23 protein-coding genes and 1 tRNA gene are annotated in these 17290 nt (G+C 29.1%); 17 read left to right on the top strand and 7 right to left on the bottom strand.

Annotated features, from left to right (window positions below):
• Positions 1–218: 218 nt before the first annotated feature.
• The 7 genes from HMPREF1983_RS01500 to HMPREF1983_RS01470 all read left to right on the top strand — a co-directional run bounded on the left by HMPREF1983_RS01500 (position 219) and on the right by HMPREF1983_RS01470 (position 5652).
• Entirely contained in the window at positions 219–1154 is a 936-nt protein-coding gene (locus HMPREF1983_RS01500; protein ID WP_021752513.1) for an FAD:protein FMN transferase, read from the top strand.
• Between the two features lie 164 nt (positions 1155–1318).
• Positions 1319–1930: an NADPH-dependent FMN reductase gene (locus HMPREF1983_RS01495; protein ID WP_021752512.1), complete on the top strand. Its 612-nt coding sequence runs from the start codon at positions 1319–1321 to the stop codon at positions 1928–1930.
• Between the two features lie 17 nt (positions 1931–1947).
• Positions 1948–3192, top strand: a complete 1245-nt coding sequence (locus HMPREF1983_RS01490) for an NAD(P)H-dependent oxidoreductase (RefSeq protein ID WP_021752511.1) — start codon at positions 1948–1950, stop codon at positions 3190–3192.
• A gap of 163 nt (positions 3193–3355) precedes the next feature.
• Complete coding sequence (locus tag HMPREF1983_RS01485) at positions 3356–3715, top strand: Spx/MgsR family RNA polymerase-binding regulatory protein (protein ID WP_021752510.1); 360 nt, start codon at positions 3356–3358, stop codon at positions 3713–3715.
• A 251-nt stretch (positions 3716–3966) separates the two neighbouring features.
• Positions 3967–4869: a class I SAM-dependent methyltransferase gene (locus HMPREF1983_RS01480; RefSeq protein WP_040460782.1), complete on the top strand. Its 903-nt coding sequence runs from the start codon at positions 3967–3969 to the stop codon at positions 4867–4869.
• A 315-nt stretch (positions 4870–5184) separates the two neighbouring features.
• The gene (rpsU, locus tag HMPREF1983_RS01475) at positions 5185–5358 is read left to right on the top strand and encodes a 30S ribosomal protein S21 (protein WP_003147339.1); all 174 of its coding nucleotides are present in this window, start codon (positions 5185–5187) and stop codon (positions 5356–5358) included.
• A 135-nt stretch (positions 5359–5493) separates the two neighbouring features.
• Complete coding sequence (locus HMPREF1983_RS01470) at positions 5494–5652, top strand: hypothetical protein (RefSeq protein WP_021752508.1); 159 nt, start codon at positions 5494–5496, stop codon at positions 5650–5652.
• A gap of 23 nt (positions 5653–5675) precedes the next feature.
• On the opposite strand, the gene fni is transcribed toward HMPREF1983_RS01470, so the two are convergent.
• From fni to HMPREF1983_RS01435, 7 genes are all read right to left on the bottom strand, one after another.
• Positions 5676–6623 (bottom strand): type 2 isopentenyl-diphosphate Delta-isomerase, encoded by a 948-nt coding sequence (gene fni, locus HMPREF1983_RS01465; RefSeq protein WP_021752507.1) that lies wholly within the window; start codon positions 6621–6623, stop codon positions 5676–5678.
• Between the two features lie 20 nt (positions 6624–6643).
• Positions 6644–7642 (bottom strand): mevalonate kinase family protein, encoded by a 999-nt coding sequence (locus HMPREF1983_RS01460; RefSeq protein ID WP_040460779.1) that lies wholly within the window; start codon positions 7640–7642, stop codon positions 6644–6646.
• Positions 7609–8520, bottom strand: coding sequence for a diphosphomevalonate decarboxylase (mvaD, locus tag HMPREF1983_RS01455; protein WP_040460778.1), 912 nt, complete (start codon positions 8518–8520; stop codon positions 7609–7611). The genes HMPREF1983_RS01460 and mvaD overlap by 34 nt, the downstream gene beginning before the upstream one ends.
• The gene (mvk, locus tag HMPREF1983_RS01450) at positions 8502–9308 is read right to left on the bottom strand and encodes a mevalonate kinase (protein ID WP_021752504.1); all 807 of its coding nucleotides are present in this window, start codon (positions 9306–9308) and stop codon (positions 8502–8504) included. The genes mvaD and mvk overlap by 19 nt, the downstream gene beginning before the upstream one ends.
• A gap of 214 nt (positions 9309–9522) precedes the next feature.
• The gene (locus HMPREF1983_RS01445; RefSeq protein WP_021752503.1) at positions 9523–10416 is read right to left on the bottom strand and encodes a cation diffusion facilitator family transporter; all 894 of its coding nucleotides are present in this window, start codon (positions 10414–10416) and stop codon (positions 9523–9525) included.
• Between the two features lie 220 nt (positions 10417–10636).
• Positions 10637–10960 (bottom strand): PadR family transcriptional regulator, encoded by a 324-nt coding sequence (locus HMPREF1983_RS01440; RefSeq protein ID WP_021752502.1) that lies wholly within the window; start codon positions 10958–10960, stop codon positions 10637–10639.
• A gap of 116 nt (positions 10961–11076) precedes the next feature.
• Positions 11077–11160, bottom strand: a tRNA-Leu gene (locus HMPREF1983_RS01435).
• A gap of 213 nt (positions 11161–11373) precedes the next feature.
• Here HMPREF1983_RS01435 and HMPREF1983_RS08050 point away from each other — a divergent pair.
• The 10 genes from HMPREF1983_RS08050 to HMPREF1983_RS01390 all read left to right on the top strand — a co-directional run bounded on the left by HMPREF1983_RS08050 (position 11374) and on the right by HMPREF1983_RS01390 (position 17216).
• Entirely contained in the window at positions 11374–11529 is a 156-nt protein-coding gene (locus tag HMPREF1983_RS08050) for an LPXTG cell wall anchor domain-containing protein (RefSeq protein WP_084404563.1), read from the top strand.
• A gap of 156 nt (positions 11530–11685) precedes the next feature.
• A complete protein-coding gene (gene spxA / locus HMPREF1983_RS01430; RefSeq protein WP_021752501.1) occupies positions 11686–12099 on the top strand; it encodes a transcriptional regulator SpxA in 414 nt (137 codons plus the stop codon).
• A gap of 99 nt (positions 12100–12198) precedes the next feature.
• On the top strand, positions 12199–13074 hold the full coding sequence (locus HMPREF1983_RS01425) for a CvfB family protein (protein WP_021752500.1): 876 nt from the start codon (positions 12199–12201) through the stop codon (positions 13072–13074).
• 3 nt (positions 13075–13077) lie between these two features.
• The gene (locus tag HMPREF1983_RS01420) at positions 13078–13359 is read left to right on the top strand and encodes a hypothetical protein (RefSeq protein WP_021752499.1); all 282 of its coding nucleotides are present in this window, start codon (positions 13078–13080) and stop codon (positions 13357–13359) included.
• 9 nt (positions 13360–13368) lie between these two features.
• Positions 13369–14289 carry a ribonuclease Z gene (gene rnz / locus HMPREF1983_RS01415; RefSeq protein ID WP_021752498.1) on the top strand — a complete coding sequence of 307 codons (921 nt, stop codon included), beginning with the start codon at positions 13369–13371 and terminating at the stop codon, positions 14287–14289.
• Between the two features lie 15 nt (positions 14290–14304).
• Positions 14305–14880 carry an NUDIX hydrolase gene (locus tag HMPREF1983_RS01410; RefSeq protein ID WP_021752497.1) on the top strand — a complete coding sequence of 192 codons (576 nt, stop codon included), beginning with the start codon at positions 14305–14307 and terminating at the stop codon, positions 14878–14880.
• 3 nt (positions 14881–14883) lie between these two features.
• Entirely contained in the window at positions 14884–15333 is a 450-nt protein-coding gene (locus HMPREF1983_RS01405) for a Fur family transcriptional regulator (protein WP_021752496.1), read from the top strand.
• A complete protein-coding gene (locus HMPREF1983_RS01400; RefSeq protein WP_021752495.1) occupies positions 15333–15782 on the top strand; it encodes a DUF4064 domain-containing protein in 450 nt (149 codons plus the stop codon). Before HMPREF1983_RS01405 ends, HMPREF1983_RS01400 begins: the two co-directional genes overlap by 1 nt.
• A 67-nt stretch (positions 15783–15849) precedes the next feature.
• Entirely contained in the window at positions 15850–16533 is a 684-nt protein-coding gene (locus HMPREF1983_RS01395) for a YggS family pyridoxal phosphate-dependent enzyme (RefSeq protein ID WP_021752494.1), read from the top strand.
• A 2-nt stretch (positions 16534–16535) separates the two neighbouring features.
• On the top strand, positions 16536–17216 hold the full coding sequence (locus HMPREF1983_RS01390; protein WP_021752493.1) for a M48 family metallopeptidase: 681 nt from the start codon (positions 16536–16538) through the stop codon (positions 17214–17216).
• The last annotated feature ends 74 nt before the right edge of the window (positions 17217–17290 follow it).

Genomic DNA, 17290 nt, shown 5'->3' with positions numbered 1-17290 from the left:
TAATAAGTTTTTTATGGAAAGTTATTTTAATTTAATATTAAAATATTGTATTGCATTATTTTTTTAATTGCTATATAATTGTACTACAATAGAAAAAAGGAAAGTTTTTTATTAACAAAATAATTATTTATTGTAAAATATATAATATAAACTATAAAACTTAAGTTAATTAAGTTTCAAAAATAGTTTTTTATAATTTGGGCTTTGAGGTGAATGTAATGGAATTAAAAACAAGGTCAATAAAATTAATGGGGGCAGCGATTGATATTACGATCTATAATCAAGAAGATGTAGAACTAATACTTGATGAAACTATAGAATTACTAAAGGTATATGAACATAGATTTAGTGCTAATGATGACAGTTCAGAACTTATGGTTGTAAATCATAACGCCGGTATAAAACCTGTTAAAGTAAAGCCGGAATTATACGAATTAATAAAGATAGGAAAAAAACACAGTTTGGCAAATGACAGTTTACTGAATATTGCGCTTGGTCCTATTGTTCAAAGCTGGAGAATTGGTTTTAAAGATGTAAAAGTTCCAACAGATGAAGAAATATCAAAATTATTGTTGTTAACGGATCCGAATCAAATTATATTAAACGATGAAGAACAAACAGTTTATTTAACAAGAAAAGGAATGGCTATAAATTTGGGAGCTTTAGCTAAAGGATATATAGCCGACTTACTGGTGAAATATTTAAAACAAAGAGGAGTGAACTCAGGGCTTATTAATTTAGGTGGAAATGTTTTAACGTTTGGAAATGCTCTTCATAATCCTGATTATTATTGGCGGATAGGTATTCAAGACCCTGTTCTTAGTAGAGGTAATCATATTTTTACAATAAAAATAAAAAATCAGTCTGTAGTAACTTCCGGAATTTACGAAAGAAATTACACAGAAAATGGAAATACTTATCATCATATTCTTAATCCTAAAACCGGTTATCCGGTTGAAACTAATGTTGCCGGGTTAACAATTATTTCTAAGTTGTCTGTTGATGGCGAAATTTGGACAACACGGCTATTTGGGAAAAGTGTTGAGGAAATAATGGATAAGTTACATTCATTACCTGATATAGAGGGGGTTGTAGTTACTACCACCGGTGAGGTATATTATTCTGATGGATTGGAAAGCAGCATAGTTAGATAAAGATATTGTAATGATATAAGATGCTTTTAAATAGGAGGGTTATGAAAATTGGTTCAAGAGATAAAAAATTCTAGAAAATTTTCTAAAAAAAATGATAAAGAAGTTTCTAACAAAACTACAGTTAAAAAAATAATAATATAACAAAAGGGAAAGGACATAAAAAGATGGTTAAATTAATTGGTATAGTTGGTACAAATTCTAAAAAATCTACAAATCGCCAACTTCTACAATATATTCAAAAACATTTTGCAAATAAGGCGGAGATAGAGTTAGTTGAAATAAAAGATATTCCTTTATTTAATAAACCTGCTGATAAAGTTCTTCCGGTACAGATAACTGAAATAGCAGAAAAAATAGAGGCTGCTGATGGAGTTATTATTAGTTCTCCGGAGTATGATCATGCAGTTCCGGCATCGCTTATGAGTTTAATAGCGTGGTTATCTTATGGAATTCATCCATTATTGGATAAACCTGTAATGCTAACCGGCGCATCTTACGGTACTCTTGGTTCATCACGTGCTCAAGCACACATTCGTCAGATTTTAGATTCTCCGGAAGTTAAAGCACGAGTTATGCCAAGTTCGGAATTTTTATTAGGTCATTCATTACAAGCGTTTGATGAAGTAGGGGATATTAGTAATCCTGAAACTGTTCAAAAATTAGATAGTTTATTTGCTGATTTCTTACTGTTTATTAAAATTACTGAAAAACTAATGAATGCTCATAAACAAGCAGCAAAAGAAATAGAAAACTTTTCTTGGGAAGAGTTAAAATAGAATAGGAGTGTAGACATATGAAATTAGTAGGAATTGTAGGTTCGAATGCGGAAGTTTCATACAACCGTAAATTAATGGAATTTATAGCAAAAGAATATAAAGATTTATTTACTTTAGAATTATTGGATATTACAAACTTACCGATGTTTAACCAAGATGAAGACCATTCTAAAGAAAATAAAGATTTAATAGTAATGAATCGTAAAATTTTGCAATCTGATGGAGTTATTATTGCAACACCCGAACATAATCACACAATAACTGCATCGCTAAAAAGTGCATTAGAGTGGTTATCGTTTGAATTACATCCATTCGAAAATAAACCGGTTATGGTAGTTGGAGCTTCTTATTATGATCAAGGATCATCACGTGCCCAACTTCACTTACGTCAAGTTTTAGATGCCCCTGGTGTAAATGCCATAGTTTTCCCGGGTAATGAATTTCTTTTAGGAAAAGCAAAAGAGGCATTTGATGAAAATGGAAATATCAAAGATGAGCGTACTGTTGGATATCTTAGAATGTGTTTAACTAAATTTGCAAAATTTGCTACCGTTGCAAAATCTTTAGCAGAAAGAAAACCGACACCACCTGAAGATTTAACAGCTAGTGGCAAAATTTCTACAACTATAGAAGGTGTTGAAGGAAATGATGATGATTGGTATGAAAAAGCTGCTGAGAAAGTAAATGCAGTATCAGGTGATACCTATGTAAAACTTGATCGTGGTATTTTAACTGTAGATCAATTAAATTGCTTCTTAAATTCTATGCCGATAGAATTAACTTATGCTGATAGTAATAATCAATTCTTATACTATAACTATAATAAAGAAGAGCATGAAATGTTAGCTAAACGTCGACCGGAACAAGTCGGTTGCTCATTATCAGCGGTTCACCCCGAAAGAGTACATGGAAGTGTTAGCTGGTTAGTAGGTTTACTTCGTTCAGGACAAATTGATGTATTTAGAACTCATGTGCCAACGCATGGCCCGGATAAATATGTAGTTCATAACTATCAAGCAATGTATGATAAAGACGGAAAATATGCCGGAATTAACGAGTATATTTTAGATTTTAAACCTATTGTTGACTGGTATTTAAAACAAACAGGACAAACATTGGTGAAAAATGGTATGGCGGTATCCGGTGGTTATGCACAAGCACCTGCAGCAGATGCAACAAGCGGTGCATCCGGCGGAGGTCATTCACATGGTGCACAGGCAGCAGCACCGGCAGCGGACGCAACAAGCGGTGCATCTGCATAGTTAAATAGCTGAAAGTTCCTTTATATAATTTTATTAAAGGAATTTTTAGCTTTTTTGTATATTAAGCATATTTCTTTACACAATAGTTACTTAAAGACTATAATATTTAATATTAAAAATTATTATTAATTTAGAAAATGTAAGAAATAAAAGGAGAAGAAATATGCTTTATATTTATGAATATCCGGCGTGTTCTACATGTAAAAAAGCAAAAAAATTATTAAAAGAAAATAATATACAAGCAGAATATTTTAATGTAAAAGAAGAAACGCCGTCTATTGAAAATTTTAAAAAGATATTAACTATGTTTAATATACCTATAAAAAAACTATTTAACACCAGTGGTTTAGTTTATAAAGAATTAAAATTAAAAGATAAATTAGCCGATATGACAGAAGATGAGGCGTTAAAATTATTGGTAGATAATGGAATGTTAATAAAAAGACCGTTAGCATTTGATTTAGAAAATGATATATTGCTGTTAGGATATAAAGAAGAGCAATGGGAACAGGCTTTACTTTAATTAAATAACTAATTAATAAGTTCTAAAACTAAATAGAAATTTATATAAGTTGTTTGCTGATTGACTATTTTTGTTGTATTTTATAGTTTTTTAAATTTCAGCAATTATATTTAATATTAGTGGCTTGAATTTCTTTTGAATGTACTGCAATAATCATTAGGAACATATTTTTTGATATTTTAAAGGTAAAGTTGTTAAATATCAGCGGTTGTATTATAATTTATGTATAATAAAATTATGGAGTGAGAAAATTGTCGAAATTAGAAGAATTATTTTTCAAAATTGATAGAAAAACAGAAGAAAATAGAAGTAATAATACTTATTTTGAATCATTGATAAATTATTTATCATTAGAAAAAGATGAAGATTATTTTGAAATAGTTGATAACTACTCAAAAGAAACTATAAGAAAAGCGTATCAATTTCTTCTATTGAAGTCATTAAAAGAACTTAATGATCCAAGCTACAGCATTACCCCGGAAATAATAACAATGTACGTTTCTCATTTGATAGAATGTATTTTTGGTGAAAAAAGTATAAGTGTGTCGGATTTTGCAAGTGGAAGTGGAAATTTTTTAATAAATATCGCCGCTTTAAGCAATGGAGAGAAAATATTAACATCAATTGATGTTGATAATAATTATGTTAAACTTCAACAAAACATTTTTAATTTATTGGAAACGAATGTTAATATTATTAACCAAGATGTGTTAAAACCGTTAAATATAAAAAAACAGGATATTATTGTAAGCGATGTTCCGTTTGGATATTATGCTGATATTGACAACAGCTTAAATTATAAATTGTGTAGTAATAATGGTTATAGTCTTAATTCTCTTCTTTTTATAGAACAAACGGTAAACTATTTAAAAGATAATGGAATTGGAATATTGGTAGTTCCTAAAAAGGTTTTGGAATTTGATAATAAGTTTAAAAAATTTTTAGAAAAAGATATTAATCTTAATGCCGTTATAACATTACCTATAGAAATGTTTAAAACTGATGAGCAAGTTAAAGTTATTATTTTAATAACTAAAAAAGAACAAAAATTGCTTCCTAAACAAGTATTTTTAGCAGAAATTCCAAGCTATCAAAATAAAAAACAATATTCAAACTTTATAGAAGAATTTAAAAATTGGTTAAAAGAAAGATAATATAGGGATTTATCAAAAACATTTCATTTATAGAAGAGTTGCGCAGATTTTATAATTAATCCAAGTTAGCTAGCAAAATTTTCATCATAGTTAACTATTACTTAAAAACTTGATAAAAATTATATATATTTTTTATCATTTTTATAGGTTTGTTCCGCCTTTAAGGTTGACAATACCTTGATTATATAATACAATGTTTAAGTAGATTGCTTAAGCAATCGAATTAATTAAATGACTTTTATGTATTTATTTTGATTTACGGTCGTTTGATTGTATTAAGATTAGACTTTTTTTTATCGGAGGGAGGGAAATCCAATGTCAAAAACTGTAGTTCGTAAAAATGAATCACTAGAGGATGCACTACGTCGTTTTAAACGTGCTGTTTCTAAAAATGGAACTATCCAAGAAGTTCGTAAACGTGAATTCTACGAAAAACCAAGCGTGCGTCGTAAGAAAAAATCTGAAGCGGCTAGAAAACGTAAATACTAATTGGTAAATTGTAAAAATTTATTAAGGAATAGTCTAAAGATTTCCCTCTTTTAGATTTATTTTAATAGGTATATTCCTACTTGAATTCTCAAGTAGGAATTTTTTATAAGTGCCAAGTTTAAAAAAGGAGAATATATGTTTGCAATAATTTGTTTGAATTTTATGTTATTAGTATCATGTTGGTATTTAATAGCTGAAAATCAAAAAAATAAAACAAAAATATTAAAAATGGATGAAGATTTAAAAAAAGCAGTTAAGAGAATTGCTAAATTAGAAAATAAAGAAGACGCTTAAACTAATTCATTTAAGCGTCTTTTTTAACGTACTTTTCGTATTTTTCCATATAAATCAGGTATATTTTTGGCATTCATTAAAATCATTAAAAATTTTAATTCTTTTTTCCAATGTTCTATTTCTTCTATTAATGCTTCTTTCCCGTTATTGATTAAAATTTCTAAAAATATCCTTGATACTCCGACAGCCTTTGCCCCTAGTGCAAGACATTTAACCACATCAAGAGGATTTCTAATACCACCGCTAGCCAATATATCAATTCTATTTCGGTATTGTTTTGCAATTTCCAAACTTTCTGCTGTAGTTAAACCGATTTCTTCTAAGTAACCGGATTTTTTTTCTCGACGACCATTTTCGATTTTTGCGAAATTTGTTCCGCCTTTTCCACTAATATCAACAGCAGGTATGTTTAAATTTATAGCTAGTTCTATTGTTTCTTTGTTCATACCGAAGCCGGTTTCTTTTAAGATAATAGGTATGGTAGATTTTTCGCTAATCATTTTTAGTGTGGAATACCACGTTTCGAAATTATGATCTCCTTCAGGCATAATCACTTCTTGAAGCGGATTTGTGTGCATTTGAAGATATTGTGCTTTTGTTTGTTTAATTGCATTTAATATATCATCAACCGATTTGTCTAAGCCGAGATTGACAGAATAACCCTTAGGGTAAGCATGTGCATCTTCTTTATTTTTTAATGCCGGAGAGTAAGAACCGGGGAAAAATGTTATTCCGCATATTTTACTTACTTCTATAAAATCCTGATTTATTTTATTACATTCCTTACCGCCGGCTGTAATAGCGTTAATATAAAATGGATATTGCCAACTTATACCGCAAACGCTCGTACAGGTATCAACATCTTCTAATCCAAAGCGTGGAACACTATAATAATCAATAGCATAGTTGTCCAAGCTGGTTTGTATTGTTTTATCTTCTAATGCAAGTCGGATATGATCATTTTTTCTCATAACATATTCCTTTCTATGATTTAGTTTATTTGTAATTCTTTCAATATTAGATTTATAGAAAAAGGTTTGCCAGAGTTTTTAAATCCTAAAACTATATCCCCACTACCGGAGCCGCTTTGTTTTCCTGCCGGAAATTTTTCTATATATTTTTTCATTGGAGCAGTTTCCATTGGAATATTGGAAAAACTCTCCAAAAACAGTAGATTTTTACGAATTTTGTTAATAGTATTTAAAAATATATTAGCATCATTAGTAAAAAACGTTAAATACAGCTCGCTTACTAAGGTATTTGATTGTTTGATAAAAGTTAAGTAGTTGTCTATTTTACTACTTTTATTATTATTCCAAAGTTTAATATGTTCTCTTGTATCAATAGAATCTCCGGTCCAGTGAGCAAAAAGTTCTATCGGTATATTCGTTGATATTTTTCTTATAATAAGACCATGCCAAGAACTTTCGATTACTTCTTTATCGGAACTGCTTTTTTCTATCAGTGATAGGAGCTTGCTGTGTGAGAATTTTTCATAATAAGTTAAACCTTGTGTTAAACTTCCTGCCACATCTCCCATAGAGCTGTAAATATTATGTTTAATATTATATAGAACAACGAGTTTAAAAATTAATAGATCGTCAAAAGTAATTTTTTCGAAATTAAACATTGCCTTAGCGATAGCAACAAGAACAGCTCCGGAAGAACCTAGTCCATATTTACTGTTTTTCCCATGTAGTTCATTTAAAATAGTAAGTGAAAATGAATTTTTGCTTTTTAAGTAATTTTGAATAAATTTAATAAAATTTTGTATAAGGTGAAAATCTTTATTATTTTCGTCTAAAGTTACTTTTTTATTATACAATGTATCAAAAATGGTGGTAGTGTCACTTTGTTCTATAATGGCGGTAATTTTTTTAGGAACTCCGAGCAAGATTGCTTTTGAGTAATCTTCTAAAATAGCATATTCACCGGCAATATAGAGCTTCCCATAAGCTACTCCATACACATGATTATTTTTTTGTTCCATAATTTAGAAATTTCCTTATATAATATTTCTTGATCTTCCTTAAGATAAAGAACTTTAACATTGGGACCGGCGTCCATTGTAAAATAGCAACGATAACCGTTGTTTCGAAGTTTTTTTACTATATTCATAGCTTGATAACTTTCATCGGTTAAAAACGAAAAACCAGGTGTCGCAGTTTCGGTTGTTGAGTGCATAAGTAGAGCATTTCTTTCTGTTATTTCACCGATTTTTTCAAAATTATTATTTTTAAGAGCGTCTTTCATAGCTATAAAATCCTTTTTTGCCTGATTAACCCAGTTGGAAAAATTGGTAGAAGTTTGAACACAACGCTCCATTGCTTCACGACTTGAGATTTTTTTTCTATCTTCATTAACAACAAGAACCATCATTCCAAAATCAAGTGAACAAGAAAGTTCTTCAACACTACCGTCTTCAAGCCAAGAAGCAAGTTTATAAAAACTACGGCAAGAAGAACCTGATCCTTCTTTAGATATTTCGATTAATTCTTTAGTAGTCTTATTAAGATTAAAATATTTGTTGCAAGCAAGGACTAACGCCATAGTGCCGCTGGAACTGGAAGAAAGACCGGCTGCAGTAGGTACAGTATTGTAACTTTTTATACAGATTTTCTCTCTATTATTTGGAGTAAATTTTGAAATAAAGTTAATTATTTTTTTCACTTCATCATTGTTTTGTTTTTCATTATTAATGTAAAACTCATCTTCATTGGATAAACTTTTTTCGATTTTTGTTTTTGAAGTTAAATTGTCTAAACGAAGTGAAAGATTTGGGTTAAACGGTAAAACGGGATTTTTTGATTTTTTACCCCAATACTTTACCAACGCAATGTTGGCGTAACCTAGACTGTAACTATCCATGAGTTATATCCTTTCTCTTTAAGCGAATTTTGAATTTTTCTTGCATTATTTAATGAATCACTAAGACAGATACAACATCCACCGGCACCACCACCGGTTAATTTTGCACCTTTAGCATTATTTTTTTTGCAAATTTCAACAACTTCGTCATTACTTTTATGGCTAACACCGAGTTTTTGAAGTAATTTATGAGATTTATACATATATTCACCAATAACATCAATATTTTTATCTTTTAAATAAGGAATTACCTCATCTGTAATTTTTCCAAGATTGTCAATATATTTTTTGTATTGTTTAAAATTATCTTTTATGTGTGTTAATGTTTTTTTGGTAATACCGACAACTCCGGTATCAATAATAAGTAAAAAGCTATTTAAAGAAAAATTCAAAATTTCAGCACCGTCCTTTTTAGAAAAAAGAAGCGGGCTATCGCTTAAAACTTGATTAACATCAATTCCACTAGGATTCCCGTGGATAAATTTTTCACAATCGTTGGCAATAGTTTTTACATCAGTTATATTTTTTGAACGAGCTACAGCAACACTAAGTGCTGCAGAAGAACCAAGACCGCGCCCTACGGGTATAGTGCTGTTAATATTAATTTCAGTTGTTTTATCAATATCACAACGGTTAGCTATAAAATCTAATATTTTATCACGTTGTTGAACAGTATTTGTTTGTTTTAAAGTAACATCAACTTGCATCTCAGCAAGTGGAATGGTAATTCCTTTATATCCATAGACAACAGCATGCTCTCCAAAAAAAATTGCTTTAGCGTGTGTCATAATACCCTCGCAAAAATTTTTAAATTTTTTAAATAATTTCAAAATAAAATTATAAATTCTAATGTACACTAATTATACTGATACCTTGATGATTTGTCAAACAAGTAAAGTTGAAAATATCGTAACATATAACAGAGTACAAATAAAAAAGTTAATTAATAAAGTAAGTAAAAAATTTCAGTCGTATTACTTTATTAATCACTTTTTAAATTATTTAATGTTTGTGGCATTGTATACCGTGAGGTTCTAAGTGAATTAGCGTTTCACAGTAGTAAAATTCTTTAGCTAATTTTCGTTCTATATTAACAGTTATATCATGACTTTGTTTAACATTCAAATTAGGATCTACGGTAATTGTGATGTCAATAAGATAAAGTAGCCCATGAGTACGACCTTTAATATCAACTACAGACATAACGCCGTCAATATTATGTAATATTGACTCAACTTTTTCTATAGTTTCAGTATCAACGCCATCTGTTAATACATAAGTTGCTTCCTTAAATATATTAATAGCGGTCCAAACTATTAATGCTCCGACTATTATTGCGACTATCGAATCTGCTATAGGAATACCGAAGTAAGTCATAACAATACCGACAAGCGTACCGACAGAAACCAAAGCGTCACTAAGATTATCAAGGGCGGCTGCTTTTAATGATTTACTGCCGAGTTTTTTTGCCAGTTTGGTATTGTAAAAATAAACGCTAAACATAATGATACTTGCAATAAGGGCAACAATGGCAGAAAGCATATTAGGTTGTTCATAACTGTGGGTAATAACTTTTCTGATTGCAAAAATTATTACTTCAATACCGGCATAAAGCATAATAAATGAAGCTATTAGGGTAGAGATAAGTTCAGCTCGAAAGTGGCCATAAAGATGATCATCATCGGCAGGTTTTCTGGAAATTTTTAAACCTATTAAAACAAAAATTGAAGATATAACATCGGTTGCATTATTAATTCCGTCGGCTACCAATGCAGATGAATAAAATAAATACCCGGCGGAAAGTTTTATTAATGTAAGAATTAAGTAAGATAAAATACTTAACTTAGCCCCTTGTTCAGCTTTTTTTAATTTATCAAAAATAGAATTGTTGCCCATAATATACTCCTAAAATTAATGTTTAATCATTATAACAAGTTTAAAAAAATTAATCAAGAGAAACATATTTAATTTAAAACTAAATTTGTTTCTCTTAGGTGAACTTTTTATTTTTTAAAAATTAAATTGTATAGATTACTGTTATTAAACATATGTTAGTTGTTGTTTTAGTTTGTTATTGTGTTTGATTAATATTGATGTTTCCATATGTATTTTTTCTTTATTGTTGTAAAATATTATTGATTGCAGTTGATATTTGGTGCCAAACACGAGAAAATTCATCAATATATTTGCTACCGCCAGATGTCAATGTATAATATTTTCGAGGAGGTCCATCGGTACTTTCTTTAAGATAACCGGATATTAATTCTTCTTTTTCTAATTTTAAAAGGAGAGGATATATAGTTCCTTGGGCAACCATCTCAAGTCCAAATTTACTTAGTTCTTCGGTTATTTCATAACCGTACATATCTTTATTTTCAATTAATCTAAGGACACATGCTTCGAGAGTGCCTTTTAGTATTTGAGATGTGTTAATTTTCATAAATATCTCCTTTATGTACTTTGTTTAACAATATACTAACATATCTATGGTATTTTGTAAAACAAAATAGTTATATAAACAAAAAAGAGAAAACCGGTTTGATTTTCTCTAAGTTATACCAGCAGCCGGGGTCGAACCGGCACGATGTCACCATCGCTGGATTTTGAGTCCAGTGCGTCTGCCAATTCCGCCATGCTGGCATTACCTATATATAATAACACAAATAGTAACAATTTGTCAAAAAAATTTTCAAATTAAATTAAAAAATTTATTTAGTATTATAATGTGTTAAGTAGCGGCTGTATAAAATCAATAAAAAATAGGATAAGTATAAACCTTGTCAAAAGAAAAACGGCATAATTGCAATTAACAATATATCAATAAAATCAAAACAAAAGGATAAATTTTAAAAAATATTACCAGAAAAATCTGATAATAATACTAATGAAAGAACGATAAAAAAACTGTTTAATACAGGACAAAATACAGATTTATCATTTTCAGGATTGGCTTTAGGAGTATTGGGAATGTTATTAGTCGCTAGACGTCGTAAAGAAAATAAAAAGTAAAATTAATAGTAATTACCACCAGTTTCTAATACTTATTTTTGGTAAACATTAAAATATTTCTTTAAATATAATATTGCCAAAGTATAACTTATATAGTATAATATAGGAGTATATAGATTATAAAAATATTAATGTTATTTTTATAAAGGAGTGTGAATGCTGGTGGTAGTTACATTGTTTACATCGCCTAGTTGTACTTCTTGTAGGAAAGCAAAGGCTTGGTTAGTGGAAAATAATATAGAGTTTGTAGAAAGAAATATTTTCTCTGAAGCATTGACAACGGAAGAAATAAAGAATATTCTCTCAATTACTGAACACGGAACAGAGGACATTATTTCATTTAGATCTAAGACTTTTCAAAAGTTAAACTTAGATATAGATAGTATGTCAATACAAGATTTGTATAAAATTATACGTGATAATCCGGGAATGCTAAGAAGACCTATCATCGTAGACGATAAAAGATTACAAGTAGGATATAACGAGGATGAAATTAGAAGATTTCTTCCAAAAGAAATTAGAGTAAATCAATTAAATCAATTAAAACAAATAAAGAGCGAAGTTGAGTAAGTATGCCCTGATACTGCTTTTAACTAAGAAAAGAGAGGTTGATATTAGGTATCAACCTTTTTTTATGAGTATTTAATAATAAAAAGAAAGAGGTATTAGATGGAAAAAGATACTAAGTTTATAACGGGAGAAATCCACTTTTTAGAACTTATAGAAAAAAAGAGTTCTTCTCTTGTATTTAAAGGACCGAATGGAGAAGAAATAAATTGTAATGAATCGGATGTAGATAGCTTGGATAATTATAATCTAGGTGAAGAATATTCAATGTTTGTTTATCCTTCAAGAAGTGGGAAATTATTTTCAACGCCTAATATTCCGGAAGTTACTTACGGAGAATATGCCTTTAGCAAGGTAGTAAAAGTAGAAGAAGACAGGGTAGGTTTGGATATAGGTTTTTCTCGAGAAATTCCATTGTTGGCGGAAGATTTGCCAAAATTACGAAGCGTTTGGCCAAAAGAAGGTGATGAGTTATTTATAACATTGCGTCGTGATTATACAGGGCAACTTTTCGCTCGTCTTGCAACGGAGACAATAGTATCAACACTCTATTCAAAAGCTACAAAAAATTTAAAAAATAAAGACTTGGAAGCTTACCCATATCGTTTAATGAAAGTAGGAACATTCTTGTTATCGAAAGATGGATATAAAATTTTTGTTCATGAATCAGAGCGTGAACGTGAACCTCGTCTTGGGGAAAAAGTGTCGCTTAGAGTTATTGGAATAAAGGATAACGGAGAAATAAACGGCTCATTTTTACCACGTGCTTATGAACGAATGGATAAAGATGGACAGGCTATCCTTGACTATATCGAAAATAACGGGTACTGTGATTTCACCGATAAATCATCTCCTGAAGAAATAAAAGCTGTTTTTGGGATGAGTAAGGGAAGTTTCAAGCGTGCTGTAGGAAGATTATTTAAGAATAAATTAATAATGATTGAAGAAGATGGATTATATAAACGTAAAGGAAGATAAGAAATGAGAAAAGTTAAATTAGACAAAAATGCTTTATTAGGTGGAATAGTATTAGAACATGAATGTTATCAAGTAGTTCATATGAATTTAAAAGCAGGAAATCAAACAGATTCTTACAGTAATAATAAAAATATATTACTGTTTAATATTAGTGGAAAAATCACAGTTACATTTGAAGAAACAGTTGAAATTTTAGATGAATTTGAGTTGTTGGAAGTTCCGGCAGGGAATGAACACGTTATTACCTGCTTGGCAGATGCTCAAATCTTCATAGTAAAATTATAAAGGTGAATAATGAATTTTCAGTTTTTAGGAACAGGCGCGGGATTACCGTCTAAATTTAGAAATACTCAAAGTATAGTGTTTAATTTTATGCAGGAATTTCATGAGTGTTGGATGTTTGATTGTGGAGAAGCCACACAACATCGAATATTGGAAACAACAATAAAACCTACCAAAATAAAAAAAATTTTTATAAGTCATCTTCATGGTGATCATGTATTGGGACTTATCGGTTTTTTATCATCACGAAGTTTTTTGTTGGATAAAAAAAGTGCAGATTTAGAAATATACGGGCCGGTTGGTATAAAAGAATATATTTTAATGAATTTGAAATTCACATATTGTTCACTAAGTTATAATATAAAATTTATTGAATTTTCTAGTGAACAGTGTATAATAGATAATAAAACCTTGAGCGTTTATGCTTACCCGTTAAGGCATAATATAGAATGTTATGGGTATAAGATGGTTTTTAAAGATCAAAAAGGTAGTCTAAATGTTGAGAGATTAAAATTACTCGGTATAGCACCCGGACCTTTTTATCGGGTGATAAAAGAAGCAGATACCTTTGAATTTAATGGGAAAACTTATAATTCAACAGATTTTTTATCAGAAGATAAAAAAGGAAAAGTAATAACCGTCATAGCGGATACAAGGTACTTTATAGAGTTAAAAGATTTTGTTAAAGGAAGTGATATACTCATTACTGAATGTACATATTTAGATAAAAAAGACCATAACTTAGCTAAAAAAAATGCTCATTTAAGTATAATTGATGTAGAGAATTTAGTAAAAAATAATAATATTAAAAATCTATATTTAACTCATATTAGTGCAAGATACGATAAAATTATTGAAAATGAAGTGAAAAGTCAGTTGCTAAAAGAATGTAATACTTATATTGCAAAAGATTTTGCTGAATATAAAATTTAATATTTGGAGAAGCTTATGAAAAACAACACCGTAAAAAATAACCTAGAAGAAAAAACAGTGGAAGTGAAGAAAATTTTTAAAGGAAAAGTTTTAGATGTCGAAATTCATACTGTAAGTTTACCTAATGGGGAAACATCAACACGAGAATTGATTAATCATAGAGGGGCTGTAGCGATACTTGCCGTAACAAAAGATAATGAAGTGATTTTGGTAGAGCAATATAGAAAAGCTATAGACAGCGTTACCTTGGAAATACCCGCTGGGAAATTAGAAGACGGAGAAGTTGATAATAAGAAAAAATCAGCAGTACGTGAACTTCAAGAAGAAACCGGTTATGTTGTAACGGAAGATAGATTGGAAAAAATCTGTGATGTCCATGTAGCATTGGGGTATAGTTCAGAATTAATCACCATTTATTATGTAGATAATTTGGAATATGCAGGTGAACAAAATCCTGATGAAGATGAATTTATTAATTTGAAAAAATATCCTATAGATGAGGCGATAAAATTGTTAGATGATAATGTCATAACAGATAGTAAAACAATGCTGGCATTATTATATTTAAAAACAAGGAAAGGAAAATTATAATATATGAATATTTTTGAAAAGATAATAAAAATAATTCAAAAATCACCATACAAAGTAACTCCACAACGTGAAAAAATTGTTGAGATTTTGATAGAAAATAAAGATAAGCATCTAAGTGCGGAAGAATTATACTTTATTCTTAAAGAAAAAACTCCGGACATTGGGATTGCTACAGTTTATAGAACTTTAGATATATTTTATGATTTGAAAATTTTAGAGAAGATTTCATTTAACAACGGTGTTTCAAAATATCATCTACGACAAGCGAATAATGAAGAATTACATCACCACTTAATATGTACGGAATGTAATATAATAGAAAAAGTCTCAAATCCAATATTTAATAAACTGATAGAGTATATGAAAAAAGAGTATGAATTTGAGGTTCAGGACAATTCATTATCTTTTTATGGTATTTGTAAAAAATGCAAAGATAAAAAAGGTGTGAAGTAATGGTTCTTGATAAATTAGAGAAGATTTTATTACTTATAGCCGGTATAGTTTATGTAATTTATATAATTTTTCTGGGAACTACTATAAAATTATTTAAAAATTATGTTGGTAATGAGTATTTACGCACGAAAATTGTTGATCAAATAAGAGAACAAACAAAACTTACACAAGATAGTGCAAATGTGTCAACAAAAGATATGCATTTTATTTTTCAGGTAATGGGACAGCTTGCTTGGATATATTTTGCGTTATTAATAGTTTTATTTTTCTTGATGATATTTGTGTTATTTAAGAAAGGTATTAACCATAATATCGTAGCATTTTTATTACTGTTATACAGTGTTGTGCTGTTGGTATTCAGTTTAGGAATATTATTTATTAGCTGTATAATTTATTTCCTTATAGGACTTAGAATTATATTAACAAGAAATAAAGAACAAAGAGTGTAATTAAGGCGAACGTATTTGTCTTGGTTATGCTCTTTAACAATAAAATAATTTAAAAGGAGATGATTAAATGAATATTAGAGAAAATTTTAGTAATATCCAAAATAATATAAGAAAACTATGTGAGAAAAAGGGTAGAAATCCCGAGCAAGTGCAGTTAATAGCCGTAACGAAATATGTAACTGATAAACGAGTTGAAGAGGCAATAAATGCAGGAATAACAAACTTTGCAGAAAATAGAACGGATAACTATAGTAAAAGAAAAAATATTTTTCCAAATTATACGTGGCATTTAATCGGTAGTTTACAAACCAGAAAAGTAAAAGATGTGATAAATGAAGTAGATTATTTTCACGCTTTGGATAGAGAAAGTTTAGCTAAAGAAATTAATAAAAGGGCGACAAAAGAAATTAGCTGTTTTGTACAAGTAAATGTATCCGGTGAAGAAAGTAAACACGGTTTAAAACTTGACGAAGTAGAGAATTTTATTAAATCATTAGAAAACTATTCAAAAATAAAAGTTGTTGGACTTATGACAATGGCACCGTTTATTGAAGATGAAATTGTATTGAGAAATTGTTTTAGAGAACTAAAAATACTACGGGATAGAATCAAAAATTTGAATTTATCTTATGCTCCATGTGAATACTTATCAATGGGAATGAGCAATGATTATAAAATCGCACTGGATGAAGGTGCGACACATATTCGTATAGGAACTGCTTTAGTCGGAAATGAATTGAAGAGGGATTAAATTTGAAAAAAAATATTACAGTTGAAGAGTTAGGTATTACCGTAAAATATCGAAAAAATATGAAAAATATTTATTTAAGAGTAGAAAAAGATGGAAACATTAGAGTTTCTGCACCACCTAAGACACCGAATTATATTATAAAAAAATTGGTACGTGATAATATTAAAGAAGTAAAAACCAGAATTGAAAATATTAAACAAAGCAATTTATGTAGAGAGTATATAACCGGAGATAAATTTTATATTTTTGGTAAAGAAAGAAAACTTTTAGTAGAAAATGCAGAGAAAAATTTTTTAGTTATCTCTGATAATATTATATTAGGAGTTACTGATAAAATTGATAAAGAGAAATTTATGAGTAGGAAGTTAAGGCAAGTTCTTTTAACAAAGGCAAGAGAATTTGTAAAACATTATGAGAAAATAATGAATGTTAAGGTAGACGAACTTAGAATAAAAAAAATGAAGACACGTTGGGGAACTTGCAATATAGAAAAACAAAGAATTTGGATTAATGAAGAACTTATAAAATATCCAGTAAAATGTTTAGAACATGTTGTAGTTCATGAAATGACACACTTATTAGAAATACATCATACACCCAGATTTTATAAACTATTAGGAAAATTTTATCCGAATTATAAAGAAAATGATAAATTGATAAGAGAGTTTTCCAAAAAATTGTAAGAAAATAGGAAAGTACAACTTGCTGAAATATTTGTAAAATATTATATATATTTATATACAAAATATTTTTTGTT

Source organism: Gemella bergeri ATCC 700627 (assembly GCF_000469465.1).
In the GTDB taxonomy this organism is placed as follows: Bacteria; Bacillota; Bacilli; order Staphylococcales; family Gemellaceae; genus Gemella; species Gemella bergeri.
Note: the sequence above shows the minus strand (reverse complement) of the source record. Positions and strands in the feature narration are given on the sequence as shown.

Coding starts and splice junctions, on each gene's coding strand:
- HMPREF1983_RS01405 (WP_021752496.1), top strand. CDS start 14,884: ATGAATATTTTTGAAAAGATAATAAAAATAATTCAAAAATCACCATAC.
- HMPREF1983_RS01500 (WP_021752513.1), top strand. CDS start 219: ATGGAATTAAAAACAAGGTCAATAAAATTAATGGGGGCAGCGATTGAT.
- HMPREF1983_RS01490 (WP_021752511.1), top strand. CDS start 1,948: ATGAAATTAGTAGGAATTGTAGGTTCGAATGCGGAAGTTTCATACAAC.
- HMPREF1983_RS01425 (WP_021752500.1), top strand. CDS start 12,199: ATGGAAAAAGATACTAAGTTTATAACGGGAGAAATCCACTTTTTAGAA.
- HMPREF1983_RS01495 (WP_021752512.1), top strand. CDS start 1,319: ATGGTTAAATTAATTGGTATAGTTGGTACAAATTCTAAAAAATCTACA.
- fni (WP_021752507.1), bottom strand. CDS start 6,623: ATGAGAAAAAATGATCATATCCGACTTGCATTAGAAGATAAAACAATA.
- rnz (WP_021752498.1), top strand. CDS start 13,369: ATGAATTTTCAGTTTTTAGGAACAGGCGCGGGATTACCGTCTAAATTT.
- HMPREF1983_RS01445 (WP_021752503.1), bottom strand. CDS start 10,416: ATGGGCAACAATTCTATTTTTGATAAATTAAAAAAAGCTGAACAAGGG.
- rpsU (WP_003147339.1), top strand. CDS start 5,185: ATGTCAAAAACTGTAGTTCGTAAAAATGAATCACTAGAGGATGCACTA.
- HMPREF1983_RS01440 (WP_021752502.1), bottom strand. CDS start 10,960: ATGAAAATTAACACATCTCAAATACTAAAAGGCACTCTCGAAGCATGT.
- HMPREF1983_RS01485 (WP_021752510.1), top strand. CDS start 3,356: ATGCTTTATATTTATGAATATCCGGCGTGTTCTACATGTAAAAAAGCA.
- HMPREF1983_RS01470 (WP_021752508.1), top strand. CDS start 5,494: ATGTTTGCAATAATTTGTTTGAATTTTATGTTATTAGTATCATGTTGG.
- HMPREF1983_RS01410 (WP_021752497.1), top strand. CDS start 14,305: ATGAAAAACAACACCGTAAAAAATAACCTAGAAGAAAAAACAGTGGAA.
- spxA (WP_021752501.1), top strand. CDS start 11,686: ATGCTGGTGGTAGTTACATTGTTTACATCGCCTAGTTGTACTTCTTGT.
- HMPREF1983_RS01460 (WP_040460779.1), bottom strand. CDS start 7,642: ATGGAACAAAAAAATAATCATGTGTATGGAGTAGCTTATGGGAAGCTC.
- mvk (WP_021752504.1), bottom strand. CDS start 9,308: ATGACACACGCTAAAGCAATTTTTTTTGGAGAGCATGCTGTTGTCTAT.
- HMPREF1983_RS01395 (WP_021752494.1), top strand. CDS start 15,850: ATGAATATTAGAGAAAATTTTAGTAATATCCAAAATAATATAAGAAAA.
- HMPREF1983_RS01420 (WP_021752499.1), top strand. CDS start 13,078: ATGAGAAAAGTTAAATTAGACAAAAATGCTTTATTAGGTGGAATAGTA.
- HMPREF1983_RS01400 (WP_021752495.1), top strand. CDS start 15,333: ATGGTTCTTGATAAATTAGAGAAGATTTTATTACTTATAGCCGGTATA.
- mvaD (WP_040460778.1), bottom strand. CDS start 8,520: ATGGATAGTTACAGTCTAGGTTACGCCAACATTGCGTTGGTAAAGTAT.